This window comes from Thiomonas sp. SCN 64-16 (assembly GCF_001725585.1).
In the GTDB taxonomy this organism is placed as follows: domain Bacteria; phylum Pseudomonadota; class Gammaproteobacteria; order Burkholderiales; family Burkholderiaceae_C; genus Thiomonas; species Thiomonas arsenitoxydans.
The window spans coordinates 45,685-71,206 of record NZ_MEGQ01000007.1; the positions used below are offsets into that span (position 1 = coordinate 45,685).

Sequence of the window (25,522 nt, forward strand, 5' to 3'; positions counted from 1 at the left end):
ATGGATAGTGATTGAGGCTTCTATCCACCGCAATCCCGATCAGTTCACCTACAGCTCACCTACTCTAAACGGAGATCGATATGTATAAAAAAATACTCGTCCCCACCGACGGTTCCGACACCGGGGCCAAAGTGATTCCCCATGCGGTAGCTTTAGCCAAAAGCTGTGGCGCTGCGGTGGTGGGCCTCAACGTCACCGACCCGTATCCCTACTCCGGCCTGGCCGAAACCGTGCCCATCACGGCGGACCAGTACCGCGTGCACGTCACGCAAGAGGCAGAAGACGCCCTCAAGCCCCTGCAGGACGCCTGCAAGGGCGCTGATCTGGCCTTCGAGCCCATCATTGCCGAAGACATCCACCCCTGGAAAGCCATGCTCGACGTGGCCAAGGAGCGCGGTTGCGATCTGGTGGTGATCGCCTCCCACGGACGCCGCGGCATGCAAGCCCTGCTACTGGGCAGCGAAACCCAGAAGCTGCTGACCCATTCCACCATTCCGGTACTGGTCCTGCGCTGACCAGCCTTTCAAAAGGAGCACTCCCATGTTCAACCATCTACTCTTGTCCACCGATGGCTCAGAGCTAGCGGACAAAGCGCTGCCCTACACCATCGAGCTAGCGAAAAAATTCGGCTCCAAAATCACCGTCTGCTCGGTCATCGATCTGTATCCGTACATCGGCGCGATCGAAGTCATGCCCGTCGGCATGGACCAGTGGCAGGACGAAGTGCGCAAACAGGCCAATGTGGCGCTGCAGCACATGAGCGAGCGCATCAATGCGGCCGGGCTGAGTTGCGACACCGTGGTGGAAGAAGACGCCCAAGCCTGGCGCGGCCTGCTCGCCGCCGCCGAAAAGCAGGGCTGCGACGCCATCGTCATTGCCTCGCACGGCCGCAGCGGCATGACCTCGGCCATGCTGGGCAGCCAGACTTCACGGGTGCTGTCGCATTCCAAACTGCCGGTGCTGGTCGTTCGCTGAGGGCGTAGGCACCCCAAAAACCACCTCAGCCGCTGAGCAGTTTGTCCACCGGAAAAGTCTGCGGAAACCCTCGTTCCGTCTGACACATGCCGTCCTGCGGCGGCTCGTCGGCGGCGGCTACGGCAACCACCTGGTGCTGACGCAGCCAGGCCAGCGCCCGGTTCCAGCCGTCCTGGGCGTCCTTGGCGTTGTAGCTGGGCCGGTAGTCCGCGTGAAAACCGTGACCGGCGTCGGGATACACCACGATTTCGGACGCCTTGGCCGCAGCGCTGCCGTCGGCAAGCGCCTTGCGCATCTGCTCGACTGACTCCTGCGTAATGCCCTGATCTTTGCCGCCGTAAAGACCGAGCACGGGCGCCTTGAGTTCCTTGACGATATCCACCGGGTTCTTGGGCGCCAAGTCAGAAGGCGTGCCGACCAGGCGGCCATACCAGGCCACTCCCGCCTGTACCGGCGCATGCGCGCAGTAAAGCCAGACCATGCGCCCGCCCCAGCAGAACCCGGTGATGCCGACATGGTCCGCCTTGCCGCCATTGGCCAGCGCCCAGTTTCGGCAGGCGTCCAGATCCTGCATCACCTGGGCATCGGGGACTTTGGAGATGACCTTGCTCATCACCTCGGCGATGCTGCCATAGGCCATCGGGTCGCCCTGCCGCACGAACAGATCGGGCGCCAGCGCCAGATAACCCTGATGCGCGAAGCGCCTGGCGACATCGGCGATGTACTCGTGCACCCCGAAAATCTCCGACACCACCAGCACCACGGGCAGATCGGTCTTGCCCTTGGGCTGCGCCTGGTAGACCGGAATCTTCTGGCCGCCGGATTCGATCCGCACCTCTCCAGCGAGCAGGCCGTCCGCCGAGGTTTGCACCACGGTCTGCGCGATAACCGGCCCTGCCGCTGCGGCGAAACCCACCCCCAGCGCGGTACGCACGAAATCACGCCGGGACAACTCGCCGTCGGGACGGCCCGGTGCGAGACTCTGGAATTGCGCCTTCAGATCTTCGTTCCACATCGCTGTCTCCTCACGTCGAAATGTGAGCAAATGCTACAGCGAGCCAATCCAGTGATGCAGATGGGGATAAATTGACCTACCCCGCCCCGCTCCGACATTGCGCCAGCAAGGCCGCGATGCCCTGCTTGCCGAGACGGCGCATCGTCGCCCGGTTGGCCTGGTAGATGGCGGCCGCTTCGGGAAAAGCGGCCACCGCGCGGTCGATGCTGGATTCACGGATGAGATGCAGCATGGGAAACGGCGAGCGATTGGTCGCGTTGGTCACGTCGTTCGGGCGGGCTCCGGCAAACCGATACTGCGGGTGAAAGCTGGCGATCTGCAGGATGCCGCGCAGGCCGAGTTGTTCCACCCGTGCATCGGCCTCGTCGAGAAAGGCGTTGTACTGTACGAAATGTGCGAGCGTGTGCGGGTGGATGAGCAAAGTGGTTTCCACCTCGTCCGGCGCGGTACGCATCAGCAGTTGCAGCTCATCGCCGAGGCTGCTCAGCAAGTCCTCGGGCGTCGTGGCCTCGCAGTGCACATAGCGGATGCGGCCTTTCACCTGCGGCGCCTTGGCAAAGGGGCACAGATTCAGCCCGATCACCATGCGGTCAACCCAGGCGCGGGTCTGCGCCACGACGGGATCGTTGAGCAATTGCGGGCGGTTCATGCCGTGCGTCAGGCGGCTTGTCGCCACTGCGCATCGAGCTGCGCGATCCACAGCGCCTTGTCGCCATTGGCGGCGAAGCTCGCTTCGAGGCTGTTGCGCAGCAGCGCGTAGGCCTGCGGCGCACCCAAGGCGGGTTGCGCGGCGAACAGCTCGGTCAGATTGTCGTTGATATACCCGCCGAAATACGCCGGATCGTCGGAATTGACCGTGACTTTCAGCCCAGCGGCAAGCAGCTGCGGCAGGTTGTGCTGTGCCAAGTCGGGCACCACGCACAGCCGCACATTCGACAGCGGGCAGACGGTGAGCGGCATCTGCTCACGGGCCAGACGCTGCATCAAGGCCGGGTCTTCGCTGGCGCGCACACCATGGTCGATGCGCTCGACTTTCAGCACGTCGAGCGCGCCCAGCACATAGGCCGGCGGGCCTTCTTCACCGGCATGCGCCACGGCGTGCAGCCCCATTTCGCGGGCGCGGGCGAACACGCGGGCGAACTTCTCGGGCGGATTGCCGCGCTCGGACGAATCGAGTCCGATGCCGATGAGATGGTCGAGCCAGGGCTGCGCGGCGTCGAGCGTCTGCAAGGCGTCTTCTTCGGGCAGGTGGCGCAGCACGCTCACAATCCAGCCGACACTCAGCCCGAGTTCGTCCTGCGCCCGCTGCGCCGCCTGGATGAAGGCCGGCATGAACACCTCGAAGCCGACGCCGCGCACGGTATGGCTCTGCGGATCGAAAAACGGCTCCACGCGCACCACATGATCGCGCGCGGCACGCTGGAAATAAGCCCAGGCCAGATCGAAAAAATCCTGCTCGGTGCGCAGCACATCGCACCCGGCGTAATACAGATCGAGGAAGGACTGGAGGTCGCTGAAGGCATAGGCCTTGCGCAGCGCCTGGACATCGGCATACGGCAGCGACACGCCGTTGCGCTGCGCCAGCGCAAAGATCAACTCCGGCTCCAGCGTTCCCTCGATATGCACATGCAATTCAGCCTTCGGGCTGACGCGCAGCAAATGGGCAACGCGCTCCGCAGGCAAGGCGGCGATGTCTGGACGGGACATGATGGGGATCTCTGAAATCAATCGCTTAGTTTAGAGGCAAGGCGCCGGAAATGCAGACGTCTCCTGCCGAATTGCTGCCCTGCAAACCCCCTCCCCTTGCACTATGTTGTGCCTTACAAATCCATCTTCCAACAGGAGCACGGCATGATCGAACGCAGACCGTTTGAACAACTCGGCGGCGACCGCCTCGAATGGCTGGACACGCGGCACCACTTTTCATTTGCCGGGTATCACGACCCTCAGCGCATGAACTGGGGGGCGCTGCGCGTCTGGAACGACGACACCATCGCGCCATCGACCGGGTTTGCACCGCATCCCCACGCCGACATGGAAATCATCACTTATGTCCGCGAGGGCGCCATCACGCATGAAGACAGCCTCGGCAATCGCGGGCGCACCGAAGCGGGTGACGTGCAGGTGATGAGTGCCGGTACAGGAATCCGGCATTCCGAATTCAACCGGGAAGCCGTCCCGACGACCCTCTTTCAGATCTGGATTCTGCCCAACCGTCGCGGCGTGCCGCCAGCCTGGGGCGCCAAGCCTTTTCCGAAAACCGACCGATCCGGCCGGTTCATCGCCCTGGCCAGTGGCATGAAAGACGACGCCGAAGCGCTGCCGATCCGTGCCGATGCCCGAGTGCTGGGCGCAACGCTCAAGGCAGGCGACTCGGTCGAGTACGCGCTAGGCGCAGGCCGCAGGGCCTATCTCGTTCCTGCACGGGGAAAGGTGGAGGTCAATGGCGTGAGTCTGCAAGCTCGCGACGGTGCAGCCATCCGCGACGAAAACCTGCTGCGTCTGACTGCCCTCGAAGAGGCGGAGGTCGTGCTGGTCGATGCCGCGGCCTGAATGAAAACGGGCCGGCTCATGCAGTCTCCGGCCCGTTTTCAGCCAGCAAAACTCGGGTGACTCACCGCCCGGGAACCTGGCCTTCCACACCCTTCACATAGAACGTGATGCCGTGGAGGAATTTGTCGTCGGCCACCTGGCCCGCCGCCACCATCGTCTTGCCGGACTGATCGACGATGGGGCCCTTCCAGATACTGAAGCTGCCGTTCTTCAGACCGGCCTCGCGCTCAAGCACGGTCTTTTTCAGCGCCTCCGGCACGGCGGGACTGATGTCCTGCAGTTGAATGGTGTCGTGCTTCATGCCCCACCAGTATTGCGCGGGTTTCCAGTCGCCCTTGAGCACTTCGGCGGTGAGCATTTCATACAGCGGCGCCCAGTTGATCGTGGCCGAGGCCAGATGCGATTTGCCGCCAAACTTGCTCATATTGCTGTCCCAGCCAAAACCGTATTTGCCCATTTTGGCCGCGGTCTGCAGCACGGCGGGCGAGTCGGTGTTCTGGAACAGCACGTCGGCGCCCTGGTTGATGAGCGAGGTGGCGGCCTCGGTTTCCTTCGGCGGATCGAACCATTTGTTCACCCAGACGACCTTGGTCTTGATCTTCGGATTGACCGATTGCGCCCCGAGGGTGAAGGAGTCGATGTTGCGAATCACTTCTGGAATGGGCACCGAACCCACCACGCCCAGGACATTGGTCTTGGTCATGCCGCCAGCGAGCACCCCGGCCAGGTAAGCGCCTTCGTAGGTGCGGGCGTCGTAGGTGCCGACGTTCTTGGCGGTTTTATAGCCGGTGGCGTGCTCGAACTTGATGTTCGGAAAGTCTTTGGCCACGCGCAGCACCGATTCCATATAGCCAAAGCTGGTGGCGAAAATCAGGCCGTCGCCCTGCTGAGCCAGATCGCGGAACACGCGGGCCGAATCCGGGCCTTCGGGCACGCTCTCCACGAACTGCGTCTTGATCTTGTCGCCGAACTTGGCCTGCAGCGCCAGGCGAGCCTGGTTGTGCGCAAAGCTCCAGCCGGCATCGCCCACCGGGCCGACGTAGACGAAGCCGACCTTCAGCGGGTCGGTGGCCTGCGCGGGCGCCGCGCTCATCGCCAGCACACTGGCCGCGGCCGCAAGCGCGACCAGCGGTTTTTTCAACATTGTTTTCAACATGGAGTCCTCCATAAAAGTGATGTAAAACTGTATACAAAAATCGGGCCCGCGTGCGCGAAAAGCTCAGCCTCCAGGAGTGAACGGCTTGCCGATGGACGAAGGCATGTTGATGCGGATCCACAGCGGGTTGCGCGACATCAGCGCCAGCACCACGATGGTGGCAATGTAGGGCAACATCGACAGGAATTGCGACGGAATCTGCACCCCGCTGCCCTGAAAAAAGAACTGCAGCATGGTCACGCCACCGAACAGATACGCGCCGAGCAGCACCCGCGCCGGGCGCCAGGTGGCGAAGGTGGTCAGCGCGAGCGCGATCCAGCCGCGCCCCGCCGTCATGCCCTGCACCCACAAGGGCGTGTAGATCACGGAAAGATAAGCCCCCGCCACGCCCACCAGCGCGCCGCCGCACATCAGCGCCAGCAAACGGATGCGCCGCACCGGGTAGCCCAGGGCATGCGCCGATTCGGGGGACTCGCCCACCGCGCGCAGCACCAGGCCGGCGCGGGTGCGGTCGAAAAACCAGATCAGACCAAGCGCCAGCAGCACCGTGAGATACACCATAAGGTGATGACGAAACAGCGCCGGGCCGATGAAGGGCAGATTGCTCAGCCCCGGAATGTCCCACGGCTGAAAGTTGGGCAGGGTCTTGCCCACATAGTCAATGCCGATAAAGGCCGACAGCCCGGCACCAAACAGCGTGAGCGCCAGCCCGGTGGCGTATTGATTGGTGTTGAGCCAGATCACCAGCAGCCCCAAGGCGCCAGCCATCAGCGCGCCGACCGCGGCCCCCGCGCCGAAGGCGGCCCACTGATTGCCGGTGTGCAGCGCCACGGCAAAGCCGATGACTGCGGCCATCAGCATCATGCCCTCGGCACCGAGGTTGACCACGCCCGACTTTTCGTTGATCAACAGGCCGAGCGAAGCCAGCGCCAGCGGCGTGCCCGCGCTCAAGGTGGTGGCGATGAGAGAAGCGGCCATATCCATGCGTGATGTCCTTCAGCGCTTGAAACGGATGCGGTTGTAGATCAAGGTATCGCAGGCGAGCAGCGAAAACAGCAGCAGGCCCTGGAACACGCCCGTCATCGCATTGGGCAAGCCCAGACGCGACTGCGCCAGTTCGCCGCCGATGTAGAACATCGCCATCAGCGCGCCCGACAGCACGATACCCACCGGATTGAGCCGCCCGACGAAGGCCACGATGATGGCCGCGAAACCATAGCCCTGCGACACCTGTGGCGTGAGTTGCTGCAGCGGGCCGATGGCGTCGAGCGCCCCGGCCAGACCGGCGAACCCGCCCGACATCAGCAGCACCGTCCACAGCGCCTTGCGCGAGGAATACCCGGCGTAGCGCGCCGCGCCCGGCGCCAACCCGCCCACCTGCAAGCGAAATCCGGCCACGCTGCGAAACAAAAACAGCCACACCAGCGCCACCGCGACCAGCGCGATGGGGAAACCCCAGTTCAGCCGCGTGCCTTCAATCAAGTGGCCCAGCAGCGTGGGGTCGGCAAACATCTTGGTCTGCGGAAAGTTGTAGCCCTCTGGGTCCTTCCACGGGCCGTACACCAGATAGTCAAGCAGATATTGCGCGACATACACCAGCATCAGGCTGACCAGGATTTCGTTGGCGTTGAACCAGTCGCGCAGTGCCGCCACCAGCGCCGCCCACACCATGCCGCCCAGAATGCCGGCGAGCAGAATGGGCAGCACGATGACATGCGAGGTGTGGTCGCCCGCCAGCAGCGCCACGCCGCCGCCGAAAATCGCACCGAGGATGTACTGCCCTTCGGCGCCGATATTCCACACATTGCTGCGATAACAGGCCGCGAGCCCCAGGCCGATGAGAATGAGCGGCGTGGCCTTGAGCGCCAGTTCCGACAGGTTGTAGGCGCTCTTGACCGGCTCCCAGAAAAACATGCTCAGGCCGTGGACCGGGTTCTTGCCCATGGCCAGAAAAATGCCCACGCCGAACGCCACGGTAATGCCCAGAGCCAACAGCGGCGACAGCCACACCATCCACCTTGAAGGCACGCCACGGGGCTCAAGCCGCAACATGCGCCACCTCCGTTGCGGTTTGCGTGATGGTGGCCGGGCCTTGCGGCCACAGCCCGCTCATCCACATACCGATCTGCTCGACCGTGGCGTCGGCGCGGGCGATGGAGGGCGACAGCTTGCCGCGCGCCATCACCTGCAACCGATCGGCAATTTCGAACAGTTCGTCGAGTTCTTCCGAGATGACCAGCACGGCGCAGCCCCCGTCGCGCAACGCCAGCAGCTCGGCGCGGATCTGCGCCGCCGCACCCACGTCCACGCCCCAGGTCGGCTGCGCAACGATCAGCACGCGGGGACGACCGAGTATTTCGCGACCCACGATGTATTTCTGCAGATTGCCACCCGACAGACTGCGCGCCGCGGCCTGCGGCCCGCTGGCCTTGACGCCAAAGCGCTGAATGACCGCCTGCGCCTGCTCGCGCAGGGTCTGGCGGCGGATCAGGCCCCGCGTCGTCGCCTCGGCGGGGCGCGCGGTCAGCAGCATGTTCTGCTCCAGCGACAGCACCGGCACCGTGGCTCTTCCCAAGCGTTCTTCCGGGATGAAATGCAGCCCGCGCTTGCGGCGCTGCCCCGGCCCTAGCGTGCCCACCGGCTCGCCCGCCAGCAGCACGGCCGCGGGGCGGGCGCGCCGGTCTTCACCCGACAGCGCGGCGAGCAATTCCTGCTGGCCATTGCCCGACACCCCGGCGATGCCCAGGATCTCTCCGGCCCGCACCTGCAGCGAGAGGTGGTCGATGGCCACGCTGAACTCGCCATCGCCCGGCAGGGCCAGATCGTCCACCTTCAGCAGCACCTCGCCCGCCTGCGACGGGCGGTGCTGCAGCTCGGGCGGATCGGCGCCGATCATCAGCCGCGACAGGCTGGCCTCGGTTTCCTGGGCCGGATCGACACGGCCGCTCACCCTGCCCGCGCGCAGCACGGTGCAGTTGTGGCAGAGGCTGCGAATTTCGTCGAGCTTGTGGCTGATGTAGAGAATGCTGCAGCCGTCTGCCGCAAGCTGGCGCAGCACCACGAACAGTTTTTCGACCGCCTGCGGCGTGAGCACCGAAGTCGGCTCGTCGAGGATGAGCAGCTTGGGATCGGCCAGCAGACAGCGAATGATCTCCACCCGCTGGCGCTCACCGACCGACAGGGTGTGCACGGGGCGGCGCGGCGCGCAGTCCAGCCCGTAACGCGCCGAGATGTCCGCAATGCGGGTTTCGATTTCCGCCAGACTGACACCGCGCCCCAGTCCCAGCCAGATGTTCTCGGCGGCGGTGAGGGTGTCGAACAGCGAAAAGTGCTGATACACCATGGCGATGCCCAGCTCGCGGGCCATGCCGGGGTTTTTCATGCGAACGGACGCGCCGTTCCACACGATACTCCCGGCATCGGGCTGCACCGCGCCGTAGATGATTTTCATCAGCGTGGACTTGCCCGCACCGTTCTCGCCCAGCACCGCATGGATTTCCCCGGGCTGCACCGCCAGGCTGATGTCGTCGTTGGCCTTGACGCCTGGATAGGACTTGCTGATGTGTTCGAGCGCGAGCCGCATGGGGAAATCGAATGAAGCGGAAAGACGGAATGTCGGATTGTCCTATACCTGACCTTGCGCAGATGCGGCCCGCAGCCCCAAACGATGCTGGCCTGATGCTGGCCTGATGCTGGCCTGATGCTGGCTCTATCCCGGCCGGTATCGCAACTGCCCCAGCACATAGGTGGCCGCGACATTGCGTTCGTCGGCCAGTAGCATCCACGCGAACAAACGCTCATGCAAGCTGCGTGCCATGTCTTGCCGCCGCTGCTGCACGGCACCCTCGGCCCAGCGCCACACCACCACGTCCGCCGCGGTGCCGGGGGCGAAGTGGCCGATTTCGTGCTCGAGATCGAGGGCGCGCGCCGCGCCCCGGGTGGCGGCGTAAAGCCCCTGCCAGGCCGTCATACGCTGGCCCTGCAGCGCCAGCACCTTGTAGCCATCGGCCAGGGTGCGCAACTGGCACAGACTGGTGCCGCCGCCCACATCGCTCGCCGGGGCCACGCCCACCCCCGCAGCCTCGGCTTTGGCCCAGTCGAACAGGCCGCTGCCCAGAAACAGGTTGGACGAAGGTGAAAAGGCGATACTGCTGCCGGTCTGCGCCATGCGCTCGCGGTCGGTATCGTCGAGCCAGATGCCATGCGCCAGAATGCTGCGGCGGGTGAGCAGGCCGCAGCGGTCGTACACGTCGAGGTAGCTGCGGCTGTCGGGAAACAACTCGGCGATCCAGCGCACCTCGTCGCGGTTCTCAGCCACATGCGTCTGCATATACAGCCCCCCGGCGCGCTGGGCGTAGCGTTGCAGCAATCCACCGGCCATGGTCAGTTGGGCAGCGCTGCTGGTGGCGGCGAAGCGCGGGGTCACGGCGTAGGCCAGGCGGTCGACACCATGCCAGCGCTCGATCAGGTCGATGCAGTCCTGCTCGGCCTGCACCACATCGTCGCGCAGGTCGGCCGGGCAGTTGCTGTCCATCAGCACCTTGCCGGTGATGAGCCGCATGCCCAGCCGCTGACCGACTGCGAACAGCGCCTCGCTGCTGGCCTTGTGCACCGTGGCGAACACCAGCGCCGACGTGGTGCCGTGCGCCAGCAGCGCGTGCAAAAAGCGCTCCGCCCCGAGGCGGCTCTGTTCGGGGTCGGCGTAGCGCGCTTCGGCCGGGAAGGTGTAGCGCTCCAGCCAGTCGAGCAGCGCCGCGCCGAAGGAGGTGATGACATCGAGCTGCGGCGCGTGCACATGCGGGTCGATGAAGCCCGGCAACACCAGATGGCCGCGCCAGTCCTGCCGCGCCCAGCTCGCGTCGGGCGGCTCGTCGGCGGGCCGCACCGCATGCACGCGGCCTTGCTCGATCAGCAGCCAGCCGTCGGGCTCGAAGCGCACGGCGCCGGTGGCGTCTTCGCTCCAGCCGGGGTCGCGCAGGAAGTAGAGAATGTCGCCGCGCAAGGCCACGCGAGCTGGGCCGGGGGCGACGGTAGAGGCCAAAGTGTCCACAGCAGTCATCAATCGTCAGTCAGAGGGAAACAGCGCGTAGCGCAGCAGAAACAACCCCGCCACCACCCACAGGGCCGGATGCACCTCGCGTGCCCGCCCGGTCAGCAGCTTGAGCGCGGCGTACATGATGAAGCCGAACGCCAGGCCGTTGGCGATGGAATAGGTGAAGGGCATGATCAGCGCCGCCAGCGCCGAGGGTACCGATTCGGTAATGTCGCTCCAGTCGATCTCCAGCAGCTCGCGCATCATCAGCCCGGCAACGTAGAGCAAAGCCGGGGCCGTGGCGTAAGCGGGCACGACGGCGGCCAGCGGCGCGATGAACAGCGCAGCGAGAAACAGCACGCCCACGGTGAGTGCCGTGAGCCCGGTTCGGCCACCCGCCTGCACGCCGGAAGCGCTTTCGATATAAGCCGTGGTGCTGCTGGTACCGAGCAGCGAGCCGGAGAAAATGGCCAGGCTGTCGGCGAACAGCGCGCGGCCCAGACCGCTCTGGCCGTCCTTGGCACCGTCTTTCAGCAGCCCGGCCTTGCGGGCGATGCCGGTGAGCGTGCCGGTGGCGTCAAAAATTTCCACCAGCACGAACACCAGAATGATGTGAAAAAACCCGGCATGCAGCGCGCCCAGAATGTCGAGCTTGAACAAGGTCGGTGCAATGCTCGGCGGCATCGACACGATGCCGTGATATTGGGTCAGCCCCAGCGCCATGCTCGCCAGCGTCACCGCCACAATGCCGATGAGAATGGCGCCGCGCACCCGCCAGTAGTCGAGCAGCGCAATCAGCAGAAAGCCGCCGGCTGCCAGCACCACCGGCAGCGAGGCCAGATTGCCCAGCCCCACCTTGGTGGCCGGATTCGCCACCACGACCCCCGCGTTCGACAGCGCGATGATCGCCAGGAACATGCCGATCCCTGCCGCAATGGCGCTACGCAGCGACTTCGGAATACCCGCCACCAGCCAGGATCGCACGCCGGTGATGGTCAGCAGAATGAAGATGCAGCCGGAGATGAAAACCGCCCCGAGCGCCTGCTCCCAGGTGAAGCCCATCCCCTTGACCACGGTGAAGGCGAAGAAGGCGTTCAGCCCCATGCCCGGCGCCAGCCCGATGGGCCAGTTGGCGACGAAGGCCATGATGAAAGTGCCCAGGGCGGCCGCCAGACAGGTGGCGACGAACACGGCGCTGGCGTCCATGCCCGTGGTCGACAGAATCGACGGGTTGACGAAGATGATGTACGACATGGTGAGAAAGGTCGTCACCCCCGCCAGAATCTCGGTGCGCACATCGGTGCCGTGCGCATCGAGCTTGAACAAGGTTTGCAGATTCATGAACAGTCTCCTGGGTTTTAACGCCTCGCTCAGGGTGGCGAGGTCGATAGGCCCGTGCCGCATCGGCGCGGGGTTGAGAAGGAGTTGAGAAGGAGGTCAGCCCGGCCGGGGGGCGGCGGCCTCACGAATATGCGCACGCAGCCAGCGGTGCGCGGCGTCCAGATGCACGCGGGCGTGCCACAGCAAGTAATAGGTCAGCGGCGGAAACGGCACCGGGCAGCGCAGGATGTGTACCGGCAAACCGGCATCCACATAGCGTTGGCAGAAGCGGCGCCCGGTGGTGAGCACCAGCAGGCTGCGCGCCACCAGCCCCGGAATCAGGTTGAAAAAGGCGCAATGCACCGTGACGTTGCGTTGCAGCCCCAGATGGTGCAAATGCTGGTCGATCACGCCTTCGCCCACGGCACGCAGCGGCGACGGCGCCACATGTTCGGCCTGCAGGTACTGCTCCAGATCCAGACCGCGCCGCAGCGCGGGGTGATCGGCGGCAACCAGACAGACGATTTCATCTTCGATCAGCGGCGCAAGGTGCAGATCCTGCGGCGGCTCCAGCCAGTTGCCCAGCACGGCATCGACATCGCCAGCGGCCAGCGCATGACGGTAATCCAGCGTGGCCGACAACGGCAGCACGTCCACCCCGCACAGCGGCGCTTCGCGTTTGAGCGTGGCGATGAGCTGCGGCAGAAAGGCCGGGTCCATATAGTCGGCAGCCACGAGGCGAAACTGCCGCGTGCTGTGCATCGCATCGAACGGACTGGCGCCGCCGAGCAAGCGCTGCGCTTCCCGCAGGATGCAGGCGCTCGGCTCGATCAGGCTGGCGCCGAAGGCCGTGGGCACCATCGCATTGCCGCTGCGCACCAGCAGTTCATCGCCGGTGATACCGCGCAAGCGGCGCAGCGCGGCGCTCACGGCGGGCTGGGTCGAGCCCAGCCGCATGGCGGCGCGGGAAACGTTGGATTCGGTCAGCACGGTATGCAGTACCCGGATGAGATGCAGGTCAATGGAGTCCAGCGCATTGTTCATGGTGCAGCCCCTTGCGGCATCAGCCGCTTCGCATGTTTTGTATACAGTTCAGCATATGTCAATCGCGCCGGATCGTGGCCCAATACTTGCAGCATCGTGCTTCACTCTGTTTTCACATTTCCACCGCCTGATGGCCCGCAACCTGCCATGAACACCCAACCTATCCGCTTCGTCCATCGCGGCCAGATCGCTGAAGTCGGCGATCTGGCCATCACGACCACCGTGCTGCAGTGGCTGCGCGAGCAGGCGCACCATTGCGGCACCAAGGAAGGCTGCGCCGAAGGCGACTGCGGCGCCTGCACCGTGGTCGTGGCGGAGCTGGCCGATGGCATCAATCAAGATTGCGCCGCGGTGACCGTGGGATCGTTGCAGCTGCGTCCGATCAACGCCTGCATCCGCTACTTGCCCACGCTGCATGGCAAGGCGCTGTTGACCGTCGAAGACCTTCAGCAACTCGCCCCGGGCCGTGCGCTGCACCCGGTGCAGCAGGCCCTGGTCGATTGTCACGGCTCGCAGTGCGGCTTCTGCACCCCCGGCTTCGCCATGTCGCTTTACGCAAGCTACGAGCGCCACCAGGGCTCGGGCACGCGGCCCACGCGGCAGCAACTCGCCGACGACCTGTCGGGCAATCTGTGCCGCTGTACCGGCTACCGCCCCATTCTCGATGCGGGTCAGGCGATGTTCGAGGCGCCAGCGGCGCGGCTCGACCCCGAGCCCCTTGCCGCGCTGCTGCGCCAGATTGCTGAGCGCACGACCGAGCCTTTTGTGCACGCCGCGCCCAACCCCGCCTATCCCGATGCGCGCGGTCAACCCCGCATCGACCATTTCATTGCCCCACGCACCCTTGAAGCTTTTGCCGCCGTCCGGGCCGAACGGCCAGAGGCCAGACTGCTGGCTGGCGCCACCGACATCGGCCTGTGGACCAATAAGCAGTTCCGCGACGTGGGCGATCTGCTCTATCTGGGCGACGTGCGCGAGTTGCATGCGGTGGAACACGACGGCCCCCAGCTTCGCATCGGCGCGGCCGTGCCGCTGGAAGATGCCTGGGCCGCGCTGGTGCAGCACTGGCCCGAGCTGCGCGAGATGGCGCTGCGCTTCGCCGGGCCGCCCGTGCGTCACGCCGGCACTCTCGGCGGAAATGTGGCCAACGGCTCGCCCATCGGCGACAGCGCGCCCGTGCTGCTCGCGCTCGACGCCGTACTGCTGCTGCAGCGCGGGCCGACCCTGCGACGGCTGCCGCTTGCAGATTTCTATCTCGACTATATGAAAAACGCCCTGCAGCCCGGTGAGTTCCTGCGGGCCATCGAGTTGCCTCTGCCCACCCCGAGCGAAACCCCCCGGCAGGCGCTGCGGCTGCGGGCCTACAAACTCTCCAAGCGCTATGACTGCGATATTTCGGCGGTGAGCTGCGGCCTGGCCCTGCGGCTGGATGCGCAAGGCCACGTCAGCCGCGCGCGCCTGGCCTTCGGCGGCATGGCCGCGGTGGTCAAGCGCGCGGCGCAGGCCGAAGCCGCGCTGCTGGGCCAGCCGTGGAATGAAGCCAGCGTGCGCGCGGCTATGCAGGCGCTCGACGCAGACTTTCAGCCTCTCACCGATCTGCGCGCCAGCAGCGTCCATCGGCAGCGCGTGGCACGCAACCTGCTGTGGCGATTCTGGCTGGAAACCCGTCTCGAAGCGCCCCTGCCTGCCAGCCTGACCCGCGTCTGGGCGGAACTTCAACCAGCGCTGCACACGGTTTGAGGAGCGCACCATGAACAAGCCCCACGACCTCTTGTCACTCTCGCCCGCCATTCCGAACTTTGCCCGCCAGGACAACACACCGTGGAGCGAAGCCGAATGGCCCGCGCTGCGCGAGGGCGCCCGAGTCGGAGTTAGCCCGCCGCACGAATCGGCGCATCTACACGTCAGCGGTCAGGCCACGTACACCGACGACGCGCCCGAACTGCACGGGACACTGCACGCGGCGCTGGGGCTTTCTTCCCTGGCGCACGGCAAGCTGCTCGGCATCGACCTCGCCCGCCTACGCGCCCAGCCCGGCGTGGTGGCCGTGTTCACCGCAGCCGACATTCCGGCGACGAACGACTGCGGCCCCGTGGTGCACGACGACCCCATTCTGGCCGACGGCACGCTGCGCTTCGTCGGTCAACCGGTCTTCCTGGTTGTGGCCACCACACAGATCCTCGCCCGCCGCGCGGCGGCCCTGGCCCGCGAGGTGATCCAGGCCGAAGCCCTGCCGGCGGTGCTCACCGCTCGCGAAGCTCATGCGCAGGATCAGTATGTGCTGCCCCCCATGCACCTGACGCGCGAGGCGGCGCCCGGCGAACTCGAACGGGCGATGGCCTCCGCCCCGCATCGCCTGCAAGGCAGCTTGAGCGTGGGCGGGCAGGAGCAGTTCTACCTAGAAGGCCAGGTGGCCTATGCCATGCCCACCGAAAACTCGGGGCTGCGCGTGCTGTGCTCCACCCAGCACCCCAGCGAGATGCAGCATGTCGTCGCTCACATGCTGGGGTGGATGCAGCATCAGGTGCAGGTGGAATGCCGACGTATGGGCGGCGGCTTCGGCGGCAAGGAATCGCAGTCGGCGCAGTTCGCCTGCTGCGCGGCGCTGGCTGCCCACTTGCTGCAAAGGCCGGTGAAGCTGCGGCTCGACCGCGACGACGACTTCCTCATCACCGGCCGACGCCACGGCTTCGAGTACGACTACGCCGTGGGCTTCGATGACGACGGTCGCATCCTCGCCTACGAGGTGACCTTGATCGCCAATGCCGGGCATTCCGCCGATCTCTCCGGCGCGGTGCTCACCCGGGCCATCTGTCATGTGGACAACGCCTACTGGCTGCCCAATGTCGCCATCCACGGTTTCGTCGCCAAGACCAACACCCAGAGCAACACCGCCTTCCGCGGTTTCGGCGGGCCACAAGGCGCCCTCGTCACCGAGTTCGTGTTCGATTCCATTGCCCGCAAACTGGGGCATGACGCGTTGCAGGTCCGCCGCGCCAATTTCTACGGCATCGGCCAGAACAACCACACGCCCTACGGTCAGGGCGTGACCGACAACGTCATCTCCCCGCTGGTGGACCAGCTTGTGCAAAGCGCCGACTACCCCGCGCGCCGCACCGCCATCGCCCGATTCAACGCCCACAGCCCGGTGCTCAAGAAGGGGCTGGCGCTCACCCCGGTCAAGTTCGGCATCTCGTTCAATGTCGTGCACCTGAACCAGGCGGGCGCGCTCGTCCACATCTACACCGATGGCAGCGTGCTGGTGAACCACGGCGGCACCGAGATGGGGCAAGGGCTGAACACCAAGGTGGCGCAAGTCGTCGCCGAGGAACTGGGGCTGGATTTCGCCGCTGTGCGCTGCACCGCCACCGACACCCACAAGGTGGCCAACACTTCGGCCACTGCCGCCTCTACCGGGGCCGACCTCAATGGCATGGCCGCACTCGACGCCGCGCGCACCTTGCGCCAGCGCCTGGCGGCGTTCGCCGCCGAACGGCACGGCGGCCGCACCGACTCGGTGCGCTTCAGCGGCGGCATGGTGCACGCGGGCAACACCACCCTGCCCTTTGCCGCCCTGGTGCAGCAGGCCTATTTGGCCCGGGTGCAGTTGTGGAGCGACGGCTTCTACACCACGCCCGACCTGCATTGGGATGCCAAGACGCTTACCGGCCACCCGTTCTACTACTTCGCCTACGGCGCCGCGGTCAGCGAAGTGCTGGTCGATACGCTCACTGGCGAATGGCGCCTGCTGCGCGCCGACCTGCTGCACGACGCCGGCAAGTCGCTCAACCCGGCCATCGACATCGGGCAGGTCGAAGGCGCGTTCATTCAGGGCATGGGCTGGCTCACGATGGAAGAACTGGTGTGGCAGGCGAAAACCGGGCGGCTGCTCACCCACGCCCCCAGCACCTACAAAATACCGACGGCCAACGACTGCCCGCCCTCGTTTCGCACCGCGCTGTTCGACAACCCCAACGCCCAGCCGACTATCCATCGCTCCAAGGCCGTGGGCGAGCCGCCTTTGCTCTTGCCCTTCTCGGTGTTGCTGGCGATACGCGATGCCATTTCCGCCGTCGGCGACCATCGCATCGACCCGCCGCTGCGCGCGCCAGCCACGCCTGAAGCCATACTCGACGCCATCGAGGCGGTGCGCATCCAGCAGAGTTCGACAGCCCCATGAAACGCGAACCCGCACCGCTCAACCTGCTTGACGGCGAACCCGCGCAGACGCCCTGGGTCTGCGTCACCCTCAGCCTGGTGCGCGGCTCCGCGCCGCGCGAACAAGGCGCCTGCATGCTGGTGGGCGCCACACAAACCCGCGGCAGCATCGGCGGCGGACATCTGGAATACAAGGCCATCGCCACCGCGCGGCAACTGCGGGCGCGCTGGGCCGCCGGGAAGATGGCCGAACCGCACCTCGAAAGCCACGCCCTCGGCCCCGCACTCGGGCAGTGCTGCGGCGGCCATGTGGGGCTTCGCTACGAGCTCGCGACCAGCGGCGCGCTTCCCGTTCCCGACCCGCTGTTCCATCTGCAGCTTTTCGGCGCGGGCCATGTCGGCCAGGCGCTGGTGCGCGCCTTGCGGCCGCTGCCTTGTCACATCGACTGGATCGACGAGCGGGAGCAGGAGTTTCCGCCTGACGCCTTCGCGCCCGAAGTCGGCGGCGAGTGGCCCTCCACGCTGCGCGCCCTGGCAGTGGACGTCCCGGAAGCCGAAATCGCCACCGCGCCGCCCGGCGCGTTCTATCTGGTGATGACCCACAGCCACGACCTCGACTTTCACTTGGGCGAAACCATTCTGCGACGCGCCGACATCGGCTGGTTCGGCCTCATCGGCTCCGCCACCAAACGCGCGCGCTTTCTGCGGCGCTGGCGCGAACGCGGTGTTTCCGAGTCGGCGCTGGAGCGGCTGGTCTGCCCAGTGGGCATCCCCGGCATTCCGGGCAAGGCGCCAGAGGTGATCGCCGCCTCGGTGGCGGCGCAGTTGCTTCAGCTTGCCGGACAGGTCGGCAAACAAGCAGGCTGACGGACAAGCTGAGCAGGCGCCAGCCCGCCCCGCGTCAATCGTCCAACAAATTAGCGTCGCGCACCGCGCCCTTGTCGGCGCTGGTCACCAGCTTGGCGTAGGCCTTGAGCGCCTGGCTCACCTTGCGGGCGCGCGGCGCCGCGGGCTTCCAGCCCCTGGCATCCTGCTCGGCGCGGCGGTGGGCCAGTTCGTCGTCGCTCACATCCACCCGCACCAGGCGGTTCGGAATGTCGATGACGATGCGGTCGCCCGTGCGCACCAGGCCGATGGCGCCGCCCTCGGCCGCTTCGGGCGATACATGGCCGATGGACAGCCCCGCCGTTCCGCCCGAGAAGCGGCCGTCGGTGATGAGGGCGCAGACCTTGCCCAGGCCCTTCGATTTGAGATAACTGGTCGGGTAGAGCATTTCCTGCATGCCGGGGCCGCCGCGCGGGCCTTCATAGCGGATAACGACCACATCGCCCGGCTTCACCTGCCCGCCCAGAATCGCCTCGACCGCCGCGTCCTGGCTTTCCAGCACCACGGCGGGGCCGGAGAAGGTGAGGATGCTCTTGTCCACCCCGGCGGTCTTGACGATGCAGCCGCGTTCGGCCAGATTGCCGAACAGCACGGCCAGCCCGCCGTCGGTGCTGTAGGCGTGCGCGACATCGCGGATGCAGCCATTGGTGCGGTCGGTGTCCAGCGTGTCGTAACGGCAGCTCTGCGAAAACTCTTTCGTGCTGCGCACCCCGGCCGGGCCTGCGCGGTAGAAGGTCTGCACGTCGTCGCTGGGCTGGCGCGCCACGTCCCAGGTGTCGAGCGCAGCGGCCAGCGAGGGCGCGTGCACCGTCGGCACGCGGGTGTCGAGCAGCTTGGCCCGGTCGAGCTCACCCAGAATGGCCATCACGCCCCCGGCGCGGTGCACATCTTCGAGGTGGTAGTGGCTCGAAGGCGCCACCTTGCACAGCGTGGGCACCTTGCGCGACAAACGGTCGATGTCGCCCATACCGAAATCGACGCCACCTTCCTGCGCGGCCGCCAGCAGGTGCAGCACCGTGTTGGTCGAACCGCCCATGGCAATGTCCAGCGACATCGCGTTCTCGAACGCCGCTTTGCAGGCGATGCGGCGCGGCAGCACGCTGTCGTCGTTGCCCTCGTAGTAACGGCGGGCCAGATCGACGATGGTGCGCCCGGCGCGGCGGAACAGTTGCTCTCGGTCGGTATGCGTGGCCACCAGCGAGCCGTTGCCCGGCAGCGAAAGACCCAGCGCCTCGGTCAGACAGTTCATCGAGTTGGCGGTGAACATGCCCGAGCACGAGCCGCAGGTCGGGCAGGCCGAGCGTTCGATGGCCTGCACGTCGTCGTCAGACACCTTGTCGTCCGCCGCGGCCACCATGGCGTCGATCAGGTCGAGCGAAATCACCTTGCCGGCCAGCCGCGTCTTGCCGGCCTCCATCGGCCCGCCCGACACGAAAACCACCGGAATGTTCAGCCGCAGCGCGGCCATCAGCATGCCCGGGGTGATCTTGTCGCAGTTGGAAATGCACACCAGCGCATCGGCCGTATGCGCGTTGCACATGTATTCCACGCTGTCGGCAATGATGTCGCGCGACGGCAGGCTGTAGAGCATGCCGTCGTGCCCCATGGCGATGCCGTCATCCACCGCGATGGTGTTGAACTCCTTGCCCACGCCGCCGGCGCGCTCGATTTCCTCGATCACCAACTGGCCGAGATCTTTCAGATGCACATGGCCGGGCACGAACTGGGTGAACGAATTGGCCACCGCGATGATGGGTTTGCCGAAATCGCCGTCCTGCATGCCGGTGGCGCGCCACAGTGCGCGGGCGCCCGCCATATTGCGGCCGGAAGTGCTGGTACGGGAACGGTAGGCGGGCATGGGACGATTCTCCTGCGGGGAAATGATGGACAAAGAGGAAGATTGTCCCGCCCCTCGGCTATATTGAACAATACATTTTTTATGGCAGCGCTATATGCCGAACGAATTATGGAACTGCGGCAGCTCCGGTACTTTGTCACCATTGCAGAACAAGGCAGCTTCTCGCGCGCGGCCGAGCGGCTGCACATCTCGCAGCCGCCGCTGTCCACCCAGATCAAGGCGCTTGAAGACGAAATCGGCGCCCGATTGCTTGAGCGCAGCAACCGCGGTGTGACGCTCACCGCTGCGGGTGCCGCCTTCTTTGAAGACATCCGCTCCGTCCTCGCCCAACTTGAACACGCGGTCGAGCGGTTGCGCCAGGCCGAGCGCGGCGACGCGGGTACGCTCTCGATCGGCTTCGTCTCCATCGCCGACTTCGGCATCCTGCCTCCCACCCTCAAGAGCTTTCGTGCGCGGTATCCGCAGGTGGACGTGCAGCTGCACGAACTCACCACCGACGCCCAGATCCGCGAGCTTCGCGCCGCCGAACTCGATCTGAGCATCGGCCTCGCCCCCGTGAACGAGCCCGGACTGACCTTCACCCCCTTGCTGCAAGAGCCGCTGATGCTAGCCGCTCCGACCGCCCACCCCGTGCTGCAAGAAGGCAGCGGCGCCGTCGATCTCCGCGCGCTAGCCAAAGAGCCCTTCATCGTGCCGCCCCGCAACATCGGCCCCGGCCTGTACGACCTCACCCTCAGCCTGTGTCAGGCCGCGGGGTTCGCCCCCCGCATCACCCAACACGCGCGGCAGATGCAAACCGTCATCGGCCTGGTCTCCTGCGGCATGGGCGTGGCTCTCGTGCCGGCTTCGCTACGCCAGCTAAAACGCCCCGGCGTGCAATATCGCCCCCTGCTCGGCCAACCCGCCACCATCGAACTCGGCATTCTTCAACCCGCCCAGACTCCCAACCCTCTGCGGGAAAATTTCATCAGGGCGCTACAAGGGGCCGCGCAAGGTCTGGCGCAGACGTAGGCCACTGCGGTCATTGACTGAGACTGAATTCAGACCTAAATTCAGACTGAATTCACCCCGGAGGCCCCATGCAATCCGTCAGCAACATCAAATCCATCTCCTACCTCAAAAGCCACGCCGCCCAGATATCCGAAGATCTGGAACTGAATGGCACCCCATATGTCATCACCCAAAATGGCGAGGCCAGCATGGTGATTGAACATGTCAAACAGTTTCAGGAAAAAGAGGCGCTAATTTCCGCCCTCAAAATCATCGCACTCGGCGAAAAAGACCGACAACAAGGCAAAGGATTTTCAATCGAGGAATCACGCGCCCAATTAAAGGCCGCCCGCCAGAGCCGAAAATAATGGCCATCATCATCCTTCCAGACGCGCAGGAAGATCTGCTTTCGCTGCAAGACTACATGCTCGACAAATGGGGCGAATCGGCCTGGATAATTGCAGAAGATGAAATTTTTGAAAAATTACGCCTGATAGAAACAGGCTTTGTAGACGGCTCACCGATTCCAGAACTGGCTGCTGTAGGTATCACCATTTATAAAAACGCCTATACATCCCACCACCAACTGGTCTATCAACGACTTGACGGAAAAACCTATCTCTACCTCGCAGCAGGCCACCGTCAGGATTATACAAACATACTTCTCAAACGACTTCTTCGCAGGTGATGGTCCAGGCAAAGAAACCTTGCAAGGGCAAATCTAGGATAGATTCGTTTTATGCTATGAAGCCAGACCTGACCCCGTCACTTTCCTGCACTTTCCTTGAACCCGATCTTTCCTGAAGTCACGGATTCAGGTCTTCAGGCACATATATGCCGTTGCAAAATCGCATATCCTTTGCGTTGTCAGGCACCCCGCCATAGATGTTTTCGGCGTTATGCTTCATGTCGCTTGCAATTCTTTCGCCTAGATTTATTTTTTGGACATTTTCGTCGGTTCGAAAATGTTTAACGATAAATTTTTTTGTTTTCTCGCTGTAAATGGCCGTCACCCAATGCCCATCCTCAATCTTATACTGCCACTCATGGCCAAGCAATTGCTTTTCATTGTATACATTAGTCAATGAGTAATTGAACCTGCAATCAATTACTTCCTCAATTTTTTGATCGAGTTGCTTCATAGTTGATTCAATTGAATCAACTTTCCAGGCAACCGCATCGACCCTCTCCCGAAGAGATCGAATAATTTCTACCCCTGCTTTAATGAAAAATACCAGTAAAAAAATCCCAAAGACAACCTCGGCTGTGTGGATCATGATGTTGGACCCTTTACTTCATTTTTTAGTCGGAAGCACGATCTTTAGATACCACCTCTGCCCCTCATGGCCGACGTCCGTTCGCCTGGGTGTCATTAAACCACTTGTACAAAAACGAAAAAACGGGGGTCAGGTCTAGCTTGTCGCAAATATATCAAAACTAGACCTGACCTCCGTCATTCCTGGGCAACTTACTCACCCTTGTCCTTGAATTCTACGTCCCAGTCGCGCTCGCTTGTAGGCAAAAGGATTGGAACCGCGAATTGGATGCGACTAACTGTTGTGTCTTTGGATGCCAGCTCGCCCTGAACATTTGCGCCAATACCAAAAACCTTAAGCCCTCCGCCGCCAGAGCCTTTGCTTGAGTCTTCGACCGTGAGTGACCTTGCCCGCGAAAAACGTATCCCTTGCTGAGTGATTTAATCCAAGCAAGGAGAATAGAAATGACGACGACGATAAGGCGGGCGCGGTACACGCTGGAGTTCAAGCAAGAGGCGGTGCGCCTGGTCGAGGGCGGCCAGAGCATCGCGGCGGCGGCACGCACGCTGGGCGTGGTGGATCAGACGCTGTTCAACTGGGTCAAGGCGGCTCGACTGGGCAAGCTGACCGGTGCCGACAGCAAGGTTGTGAGCGCCGAGCAGATGGAGATCAGCCGGCTGCGCGCCGAACTGGCGCGCGTGAAGATGGAGCGCGACATCCTGGGAAAAGCGACGGCGTAGTTCGCCAAGGCAGCCAAGTGAAGTACGCCTTCATCCAACGCCACCGCCGTGTGTGGCCGATCTCGGTGCAGTGCCGGGTGCTCGAGGTCAGCGTGGCCGGCTACCACGCGCACTTCGTTCGCCGCGCCAGTGGTGCGCAGCGCCGCCACCTGAGCGACGATGCGCTGCTGGTGCACATCAAGGCCATCCACGCCGAGACGCGCGGCGGCTACGGCTGGCCACGCACCTGGAAGGAACTGCTGGCCAGGGGCATCCGGGTGGGCAAGGAGCGGGTGCAAAAGCTCATGCAACGGCACGGCATCCGGGCCCGTGGCAAGAGGCGCTTCAAGGTCACGACAGACAGCAACCATGACCTGCCGATCGCACCCAACCTGCTCAACCGTGAGTTCAACGTGGATCAGCCCGACAAGGTCTGGGCGAGCGACATCACGTACATCGCCACCGACGAAGGGTGGCTGTTCCTGGCCGTGGTCATCGACCTGTTCAGTCGCCAAGTCATCGGCTGGAGCCTGCGCCAGGACATGACGCGCGACATCGCCATCGACGCCTTGCGCATGGCGTGGTTCAAACGCCATCCGAGCAAGCAGGCCGGGCTGATCTTCCACAGCGACCGCGGCAGCCAGTACGCGGCCAAGGACTTCCGCGACGTCCTGACCGAGTACGGCATCACCGCGTCGATGAGCCGTCGCGGCAACTGTTGGGACAACGCCTGCAGCGAGACGCTGTTCGGCTCGTTGAAGGTAGAGCGGTTGCATGGGCAGCGCTTCAAGACCCGGCGCCAGGCCATGGACGAAACCGTCGCCTGGATCCTCTGGTACAACTGCACCCGACTGCACTCGACGCTGGCCTATGTCAGCCCGATGCGGTTCGAAGAAAACTGGCTCGCCAACCCACCCCGGCACGCCAGTGCATGAGTCGGCTATGGGACACGGATTCCAGGGGCAAGGTCAGTTTCAGCTAGTCAATGGCTTTGCGGAATAGATATTTTAACACAATTTATCCTGCCAATTAAATTCAGTGCGTTAATGAATAATTCTGGTGCTCGTATCGGTGGTATAATGTAGATATAGTAAATATTTTAATAGTAATCTGCCCAATAAAGTATAATTCACTTTTTATGCGCTTTAACAAAAAAATTCGTTTGCGCGTTCGTTGGATTTTGACCAGCTATCGGCGCTGTGAGAGGGATTTGGCTTCGTTGCTGGTCTACGGCGTGGCAGCAAACTCAAATGTTCTGTTGCTACATCCTTGTGTTTTTTCAAGCTAAGTATTTTCTGCGGGGAGGCATGCCGTTTGAAAGCTAAAGACGCAAATCCTCAATATTTACAGGGCAGATTTTATGTCAAATAATTTATGCAGATCAAACAATCGATTTATTATATTATTTGGTCTTTGGATCGAGCATTTTTAAATACCTATTATAGGTGAATTGTCGGTTTTTAATAGGGGTGGGGCGGGTAATTTTCTCTGCTATAAATTCCGTAAAGAGGGTAATTTATGCGTGTGTTAGTTCTTGGCGCTTCTGGTATGCTTGGAAATGCTGTATTCCGGATATTCGGGGGGGATTCGGCATTTGAAGTCTTTGGTTCGGCGCGCAGTAATTACATGCTGCGGCATTTCGATGGGCGCCTTGCGCAACGCACTCTAATTGGCTTCGATGTGGAAAACTCAGATGCATTAATGCGATTGTTCGCCATAGCAAAGCCTGATCTCGTGATCAACTGCATTGGATTGGTGAAGCAGTTGTCCACAGCCAACCAGATTCTTGAGGCGGTTCCGCTAAATGCAATCCTTCCGCACCGCCTCGCAGTACTCTGCGAGGCGGTGGGTGCGCGCCTGATCCAGGTAAGTACAGACTGCGTGTTTTCCGGCGCGAAGGGCGACTACTTGGAAAGCGATTTTGCCGATGCGCATGACATTTATGGTCGATCAAAGTTCCTTGGCGAGGTCGACTATCCAAATGCGATCACCCTTCGTACGTCAATCATCGGACATGAACTCGAGGGAAATCGCAGCCTGATCGGCTGGTTCCTCTCGCAGCAGGGGACAGTGAAAGGATTTACCAAGGCCGTTTTCTCGGGCTTGCCGACCGTCGAACTTGCGACAGTCATGAAGGAGTATGTAGTTCCGCGTCCCCAGATGCGAGGCCTATATCATGTATCTGCCGCGCCAATCGACAAATACGCGCTGTTGCAGCTGGTAGCCGATGCGTATGGCAAGGAGATCCGCATCGATCCATCCGACGAACTTGTCATCGATCGGTCCCTTAATTCGACGCGCTTCCGATTGGAGACGGGTTACCAGCCACCCGAGTGGCCGGAGCTTGTCAGACGCATGCAAGATTTCAAATAACTGAACGACATAAGTTACTCATACGACCATGTTTGTAAAAAAAACTCTGGTGATCACGGGCGGCACGGGTTCCTTCGGGAACGCAGTTCTCAAGCGTTTCCTCGACACCGATATCGCTGAGATCCGAATCTTCAGTCGCGACGAGAAGAAGCAGGAAGATATGAGGATTGCATTCAACAATCCGAAGC

At 63.3% G+C, this 25,522-nt stretch carries 24 protein-coding genes; 12 read left to right on the forward strand and 12 right to left on the reverse strand.

Going from position 1 to position 25,522, the window contains the following annotated elements:
- Window positions 1-80: 80 nt before the first annotated feature.
- Both ABT24_RS03240 and ABT24_RS03245 read left to right on the forward strand, forming a co-directional pair.
- Window positions 81-515, forward strand: a complete 435-nt coding sequence (locus ABT24_RS03240) for a universal stress protein (protein WP_276728486.1) — start codon at window positions 81-83, stop codon at window positions 513-515.
- A 25-nt stretch (window positions 516-540) separates the two neighbouring features.
- A complete protein-coding gene (locus ABT24_RS03245; RefSeq protein ID WP_013105777.1) occupies window positions 541-975 on the forward strand; it encodes a universal stress protein in 435 nt (144 codons plus the stop codon).
- Window positions 976-1,000: 25 nt separating this feature from the next.
- Here ABT24_RS03245 and ABT24_RS03250 read toward each other — a convergent pair whose 3' ends face one another.
- The 3 genes from ABT24_RS03250 to ABT24_RS03260 all read right to left on the reverse strand — a co-directional run bounded on the left by ABT24_RS03250 (window position 1,001) and on the right by ABT24_RS03260 (window position 3,697).
- Window positions 1,001-1,990: a dienelactone hydrolase family protein gene (locus ABT24_RS03250; protein WP_276728490.1), complete on the reverse strand. Its 990-nt coding sequence runs from the start codon at window positions 1,988-1,990 to the stop codon at window positions 1,001-1,003.
- Between the two features lie 76 nt (window positions 1,991-2,066).
- A complete protein-coding gene (locus ABT24_RS03255) occupies window positions 2,067-2,639 on the reverse strand; it encodes a DUF1415 domain-containing protein (protein WP_276728493.1) in 573 nt (190 codons plus the stop codon).
- Window positions 2,640-2,647: 8 nt separating this feature from the next.
- The gene (locus ABT24_RS03260; protein ID WP_276728496.1) at window positions 2,648-3,697 is read right to left on the reverse strand and encodes an adenosine deaminase; all 1,050 of its coding nucleotides are present in this window, start codon (window positions 3,695-3,697) and stop codon (window positions 2,648-2,650) included.
- Between the two features lie 144 nt (window positions 3,698-3,841).
- Here ABT24_RS03260 and ABT24_RS03265 point away from each other — a divergent pair, with 144 nt between their 5' ends.
- Window positions 3,842-4,543 carry a pirin family protein gene (locus tag ABT24_RS03265; RefSeq protein ID WP_276728498.1) on the forward strand — a complete coding sequence of 234 codons (702 nt, stop codon included), beginning with the start codon at window positions 3,842-3,844 and terminating at the stop codon, window positions 4,541-4,543.
- 61 nt (window positions 4,544-4,604) lie between these two features.
- Here ABT24_RS03265 and ABT24_RS03270 read toward each other — a convergent pair whose 3' ends face one another.
- From ABT24_RS03270 to ABT24_RS03300, 7 genes are all read right to left on the reverse strand, one after another.
- Window positions 4,605-5,699 (reverse strand): BMP family ABC transporter substrate-binding protein, encoded by a 1,095-nt coding sequence (locus ABT24_RS03270; protein ID WP_276728501.1) that lies wholly within the window; start codon window positions 5,697-5,699, stop codon window positions 4,605-4,607.
- Window positions 5,700-5,762: 63 nt separating this feature from the next.
- Window positions 5,763-6,683 (reverse strand): ABC transporter permease, encoded by a 921-nt coding sequence (locus ABT24_RS03275; protein WP_276728503.1) that lies wholly within the window; start codon window positions 6,681-6,683, stop codon window positions 5,763-5,765.
- Window positions 6,684-6,695: 12 nt separating this feature from the next.
- Window positions 6,696-7,751, reverse strand: a complete 1,056-nt coding sequence (locus tag ABT24_RS03280) for an ABC transporter permease (RefSeq protein ID WP_276728506.1) — start codon at window positions 7,749-7,751, stop codon at window positions 6,696-6,698.
- Window positions 7,738-9,282: an ABC transporter ATP-binding protein gene (locus ABT24_RS03285; protein WP_276728508.1), complete on the reverse strand. Its 1,545-nt coding sequence runs from the start codon at window positions 9,280-9,282 to the stop codon at window positions 7,738-7,740. The genes ABT24_RS03280 and ABT24_RS03285 overlap by 14 nt, the downstream gene beginning before the upstream one ends.
- 126 nt (window positions 9,283-9,408) lie before the next feature.
- On the reverse strand, window positions 9,409-10,758 hold the full coding sequence (gene guaD / locus ABT24_RS03290) for a guanine deaminase (RefSeq protein WP_276728510.1): 1,350 nt from the start codon (window positions 10,756-10,758) through the stop codon (window positions 9,409-9,411).
- A gap of 6 nt (window positions 10,759-10,764) precedes the next feature.
- A complete protein-coding gene (locus ABT24_RS03295) occupies window positions 10,765-12,072 on the reverse strand; it encodes an NCS2 family permease (RefSeq protein WP_276728513.1) in 1,308 nt (435 codons plus the stop codon).
- 96 nt (window positions 12,073-12,168) lie between these two features.
- On the reverse strand, window positions 12,169-13,095 hold the full coding sequence (locus ABT24_RS03300) for a LysR family transcriptional regulator (RefSeq protein ID WP_276728516.1): 927 nt from the start codon (window positions 13,093-13,095) through the stop codon (window positions 12,169-12,171).
- A gap of 147 nt (window positions 13,096-13,242) precedes the next feature.
- On the opposite strand from ABT24_RS03300, the gene xdhA reads away from it, so the two are divergent.
- Genes xdhA through xdhC form a run of 3 tightly spaced genes read left to right on the forward strand, consistent with a single transcriptional unit; the run spans window position 13,243 to window position 18,120 of the window.
- Window positions 13,243-14,835: a xanthine dehydrogenase small subunit gene (gene xdhA / locus ABT24_RS03305; protein WP_276728520.1), complete on the forward strand. Its 1,593-nt coding sequence runs from the start codon at window positions 13,243-13,245 to the stop codon at window positions 14,833-14,835.
- 10 nt (window positions 14,836-14,845) lie between these two features.
- Window positions 14,846-17,275 carry a xanthine dehydrogenase molybdopterin binding subunit gene (gene xdhB / locus ABT24_RS03310; RefSeq protein WP_276728523.1) on the forward strand — a complete coding sequence of 810 codons (2,430 nt, stop codon included), beginning with the start codon at window positions 14,846-14,848 and terminating at the stop codon, window positions 17,273-17,275.
- Window positions 17,272-18,120, forward strand: a complete 849-nt coding sequence (xdhC, locus tag ABT24_RS03315) for a xanthine dehydrogenase accessory protein XdhC (RefSeq protein ID WP_276728526.1) — start codon at window positions 17,272-17,274, stop codon at window positions 18,118-18,120. The genes xdhB and xdhC overlap by 4 nt, the downstream gene beginning before the upstream one ends.
- 34 nt (window positions 18,121-18,154) lie before the next feature.
- Here xdhC and ilvD read toward each other — a convergent pair whose 3' ends face one another.
- Window positions 18,155-19,996, reverse strand: coding sequence for a dihydroxy-acid dehydratase (gene ilvD, locus ABT24_RS03320; RefSeq protein ID WP_276728529.1), 1,842 nt, complete (start codon window positions 19,994-19,996; stop codon window positions 18,155-18,157).
- Between the two features lie 81 nt (window positions 19,997-20,077).
- On the opposite strand from ilvD, the gene ABT24_RS03325 reads away from it, so the two are divergent.
- The 3 genes from ABT24_RS03325 to ABT24_RS03335 all read left to right on the forward strand — a co-directional run bounded on the left by ABT24_RS03325 (window position 20,078) and on the right by ABT24_RS03335 (window position 21,674).
- Window positions 20,078-21,007 (forward strand): LysR family transcriptional regulator, encoded by a 930-nt coding sequence (locus ABT24_RS03325; RefSeq protein WP_276728532.1) that lies wholly within the window; start codon window positions 20,078-20,080, stop codon window positions 21,005-21,007.
- 68 nt (window positions 21,008-21,075) lie between these two features.
- Window positions 21,076-21,354: a type II toxin-antitoxin system Phd/YefM family antitoxin gene (locus ABT24_RS03330; protein ID WP_276728535.1), complete on the forward strand. Its 279-nt coding sequence runs from the start codon at window positions 21,076-21,078 to the stop codon at window positions 21,352-21,354.
- On the forward strand, window positions 21,354-21,674 hold the full coding sequence (locus ABT24_RS03335; RefSeq protein ID WP_276728538.1) for a type II toxin-antitoxin system RelE/ParE family toxin: 321 nt from the start codon (window positions 21,354-21,356) through the stop codon (window positions 21,672-21,674). Before ABT24_RS03330 ends, ABT24_RS03335 begins: the two co-directional genes overlap by 1 nt.
- A gap of 118 nt (window positions 21,675-21,792) precedes the next feature.
- Here ABT24_RS03335 and ABT24_RS03340 read toward each other — a convergent pair whose 3' ends face one another.
- Window positions 21,793-22,263, reverse strand: a complete 471-nt coding sequence (locus ABT24_RS03340; RefSeq protein WP_013105758.1) for a hypothetical protein — start codon at window positions 22,261-22,263, stop codon at window positions 21,793-21,795.
- Between the two features lie 443 nt (window positions 22,264-22,706).
- On the opposite strand from ABT24_RS03340, the gene ABT24_RS03345 reads away from it, so the two are divergent.
- The 3 genes from ABT24_RS03345 to ABT24_RS03355 all read left to right on the forward strand — a co-directional run.
- Window positions 22,707-23,896 (forward strand): IS3 family transposase gene (locus ABT24_RS03345; RefSeq protein WP_286737335.1). Its coding sequence is split into 2 segments (ribosomal slippage): window positions 22,707-22,965 and window positions 22,965-23,896, totalling 1,191 coding nucleotides; the frame shifts between segments, so codons are not numbered across the junction.
- Between the two features lie 583 nt (window positions 23,897-24,479).
- Window positions 24,480-25,334 carry a dTDP-4-dehydrorhamnose reductase family protein gene (locus ABT24_RS03350; protein WP_276726719.1) on the forward strand — a complete coding sequence of 285 codons (855 nt, stop codon included), beginning with the start codon at window positions 24,480-24,482 and terminating at the stop codon, window positions 25,332-25,334.
- A 28-nt stretch (window positions 25,335-25,362) separates the two neighbouring features.
- Window positions 25,363-25,522, forward strand: a 160-nt coding sequence (locus ABT24_RS03355; RefSeq protein WP_286737339.1) for a polysaccharide biosynthesis protein, incomplete at its 3' end; no start/stop codon positions are given.

Bases quoted from the DNA above. Each gene is read 5' to 3' on its own strand.
- ABT24_RS03240 (WP_276728486.1), top strand. From the start codon at position 81: ATGTATAAAAAAATACTCGTCCCCACCGACGGTTCCGACACCGGGGCC.
- ABT24_RS03245 (WP_013105777.1), top strand. From the start codon at position 541: ATGTTCAACCATCTACTCTTGTCCACCGATGGCTCAGAGCTAGCGGAC.
- ABT24_RS03250 (WP_276728490.1), bottom strand. From the start codon at position 1,990: ATGTGGAACGAAGATCTGAAGGCGCAATTCCAGAGTCTCGCACCGGGC.
- ABT24_RS03255 (WP_276728493.1), bottom strand. From the start codon at position 2,639: ATGAACCGCCCGCAATTGCTCAACGATCCCGTCGTGGCGCAGACCCGC.
- ABT24_RS03260 (WP_276728496.1), bottom strand. From the start codon at position 3,697: ATGTCCCGTCCAGACATCGCCGCCTTGCCTGCGGAGCGCGTTGCCCAT.
- ABT24_RS03265 (WP_276728498.1), top strand. From the start codon at position 3,842: ATGATCGAACGCAGACCGTTTGAACAACTCGGCGGCGACCGCCTCGAA.
- ABT24_RS03270 (WP_276728501.1), bottom strand. From the start codon at position 5,699: ATGTTGAAAACAATGTTGAAAAAACCGCTGGTCGCGCTTGCGGCCGCG.
- ABT24_RS03275 (WP_276728503.1), bottom strand. From the start codon at position 6,683: ATGGATATGGCCGCTTCTCTCATCGCCACCACCTTGAGCGCGGGCACG.
- ABT24_RS03280 (WP_276728506.1), bottom strand. From the start codon at position 7,751: ATGTTGCGGCTTGAGCCCCGTGGCGTGCCTTCAAGGTGGATGGTGTGG.
- ABT24_RS03285 (WP_276728508.1), bottom strand. From the start codon at position 9,282: ATGCGGCTCGCGCTCGAACACATCAGCAAGTCCTATCCAGGCGTCAAG.
- guaD (WP_276728510.1), bottom strand. From the start codon at position 10,758: ATGACTGCTGTGGACACTTTGGCCTCTACCGTCGCCCCCGGCCCAGCT.
- ABT24_RS03295 (WP_276728513.1), bottom strand. From the start codon at position 12,072: ATGAATCTGCAAACCTTGTTCAAGCTCGATGCGCACGGCACCGATGTG.
- ABT24_RS03300 (WP_276728516.1), bottom strand. From the start codon at position 13,095: ATGAACAATGCGCTGGACTCCATTGACCTGCATCTCATCCGGGTACTG.
- xdhA (WP_276728520.1), top strand. From the start codon at position 13,243: ATGAACACCCAACCTATCCGCTTCGTCCATCGCGGCCAGATCGCTGAA.
- xdhB (WP_276728523.1), top strand. From the start codon at position 14,846: ATGAACAAGCCCCACGACCTCTTGTCACTCTCGCCCGCCATTCCGAAC.
- xdhC (WP_276728526.1), top strand. From the start codon at position 17,272: ATGAAACGCGAACCCGCACCGCTCAACCTGCTTGACGGCGAACCCGCG.
- ilvD (WP_276728529.1), bottom strand. From the start codon at position 19,996: ATGCCCGCCTACCGTTCCCGTACCAGCACTTCCGGCCGCAATATGGCG.
- ABT24_RS03325 (WP_276728532.1), top strand. From the start codon at position 20,078: ATGGCAGCGCTATATGCCGAACGAATTATGGAACTGCGGCAGCTCCGG.
- ABT24_RS03330 (WP_276728535.1), top strand. From the start codon at position 21,076: ATGCAATCCGTCAGCAACATCAAATCCATCTCCTACCTCAAAAGCCAC.
- ABT24_RS03335 (WP_276728538.1), top strand. From the start codon at position 21,354: ATGGCCATCATCATCCTTCCAGACGCGCAGGAAGATCTGCTTTCGCTG.
- ABT24_RS03340 (WP_013105758.1), bottom strand. From the start codon at position 22,263: ATGATCCACACAGCCGAGGTTGTCTTTGGGATTTTTTTACTGGTATTT.
- ABT24_RS03350 (WP_276726719.1), top strand. From the start codon at position 24,480: ATGCGTGTGTTAGTTCTTGGCGCTTCTGGTATGCTTGGAAATGCTGTA.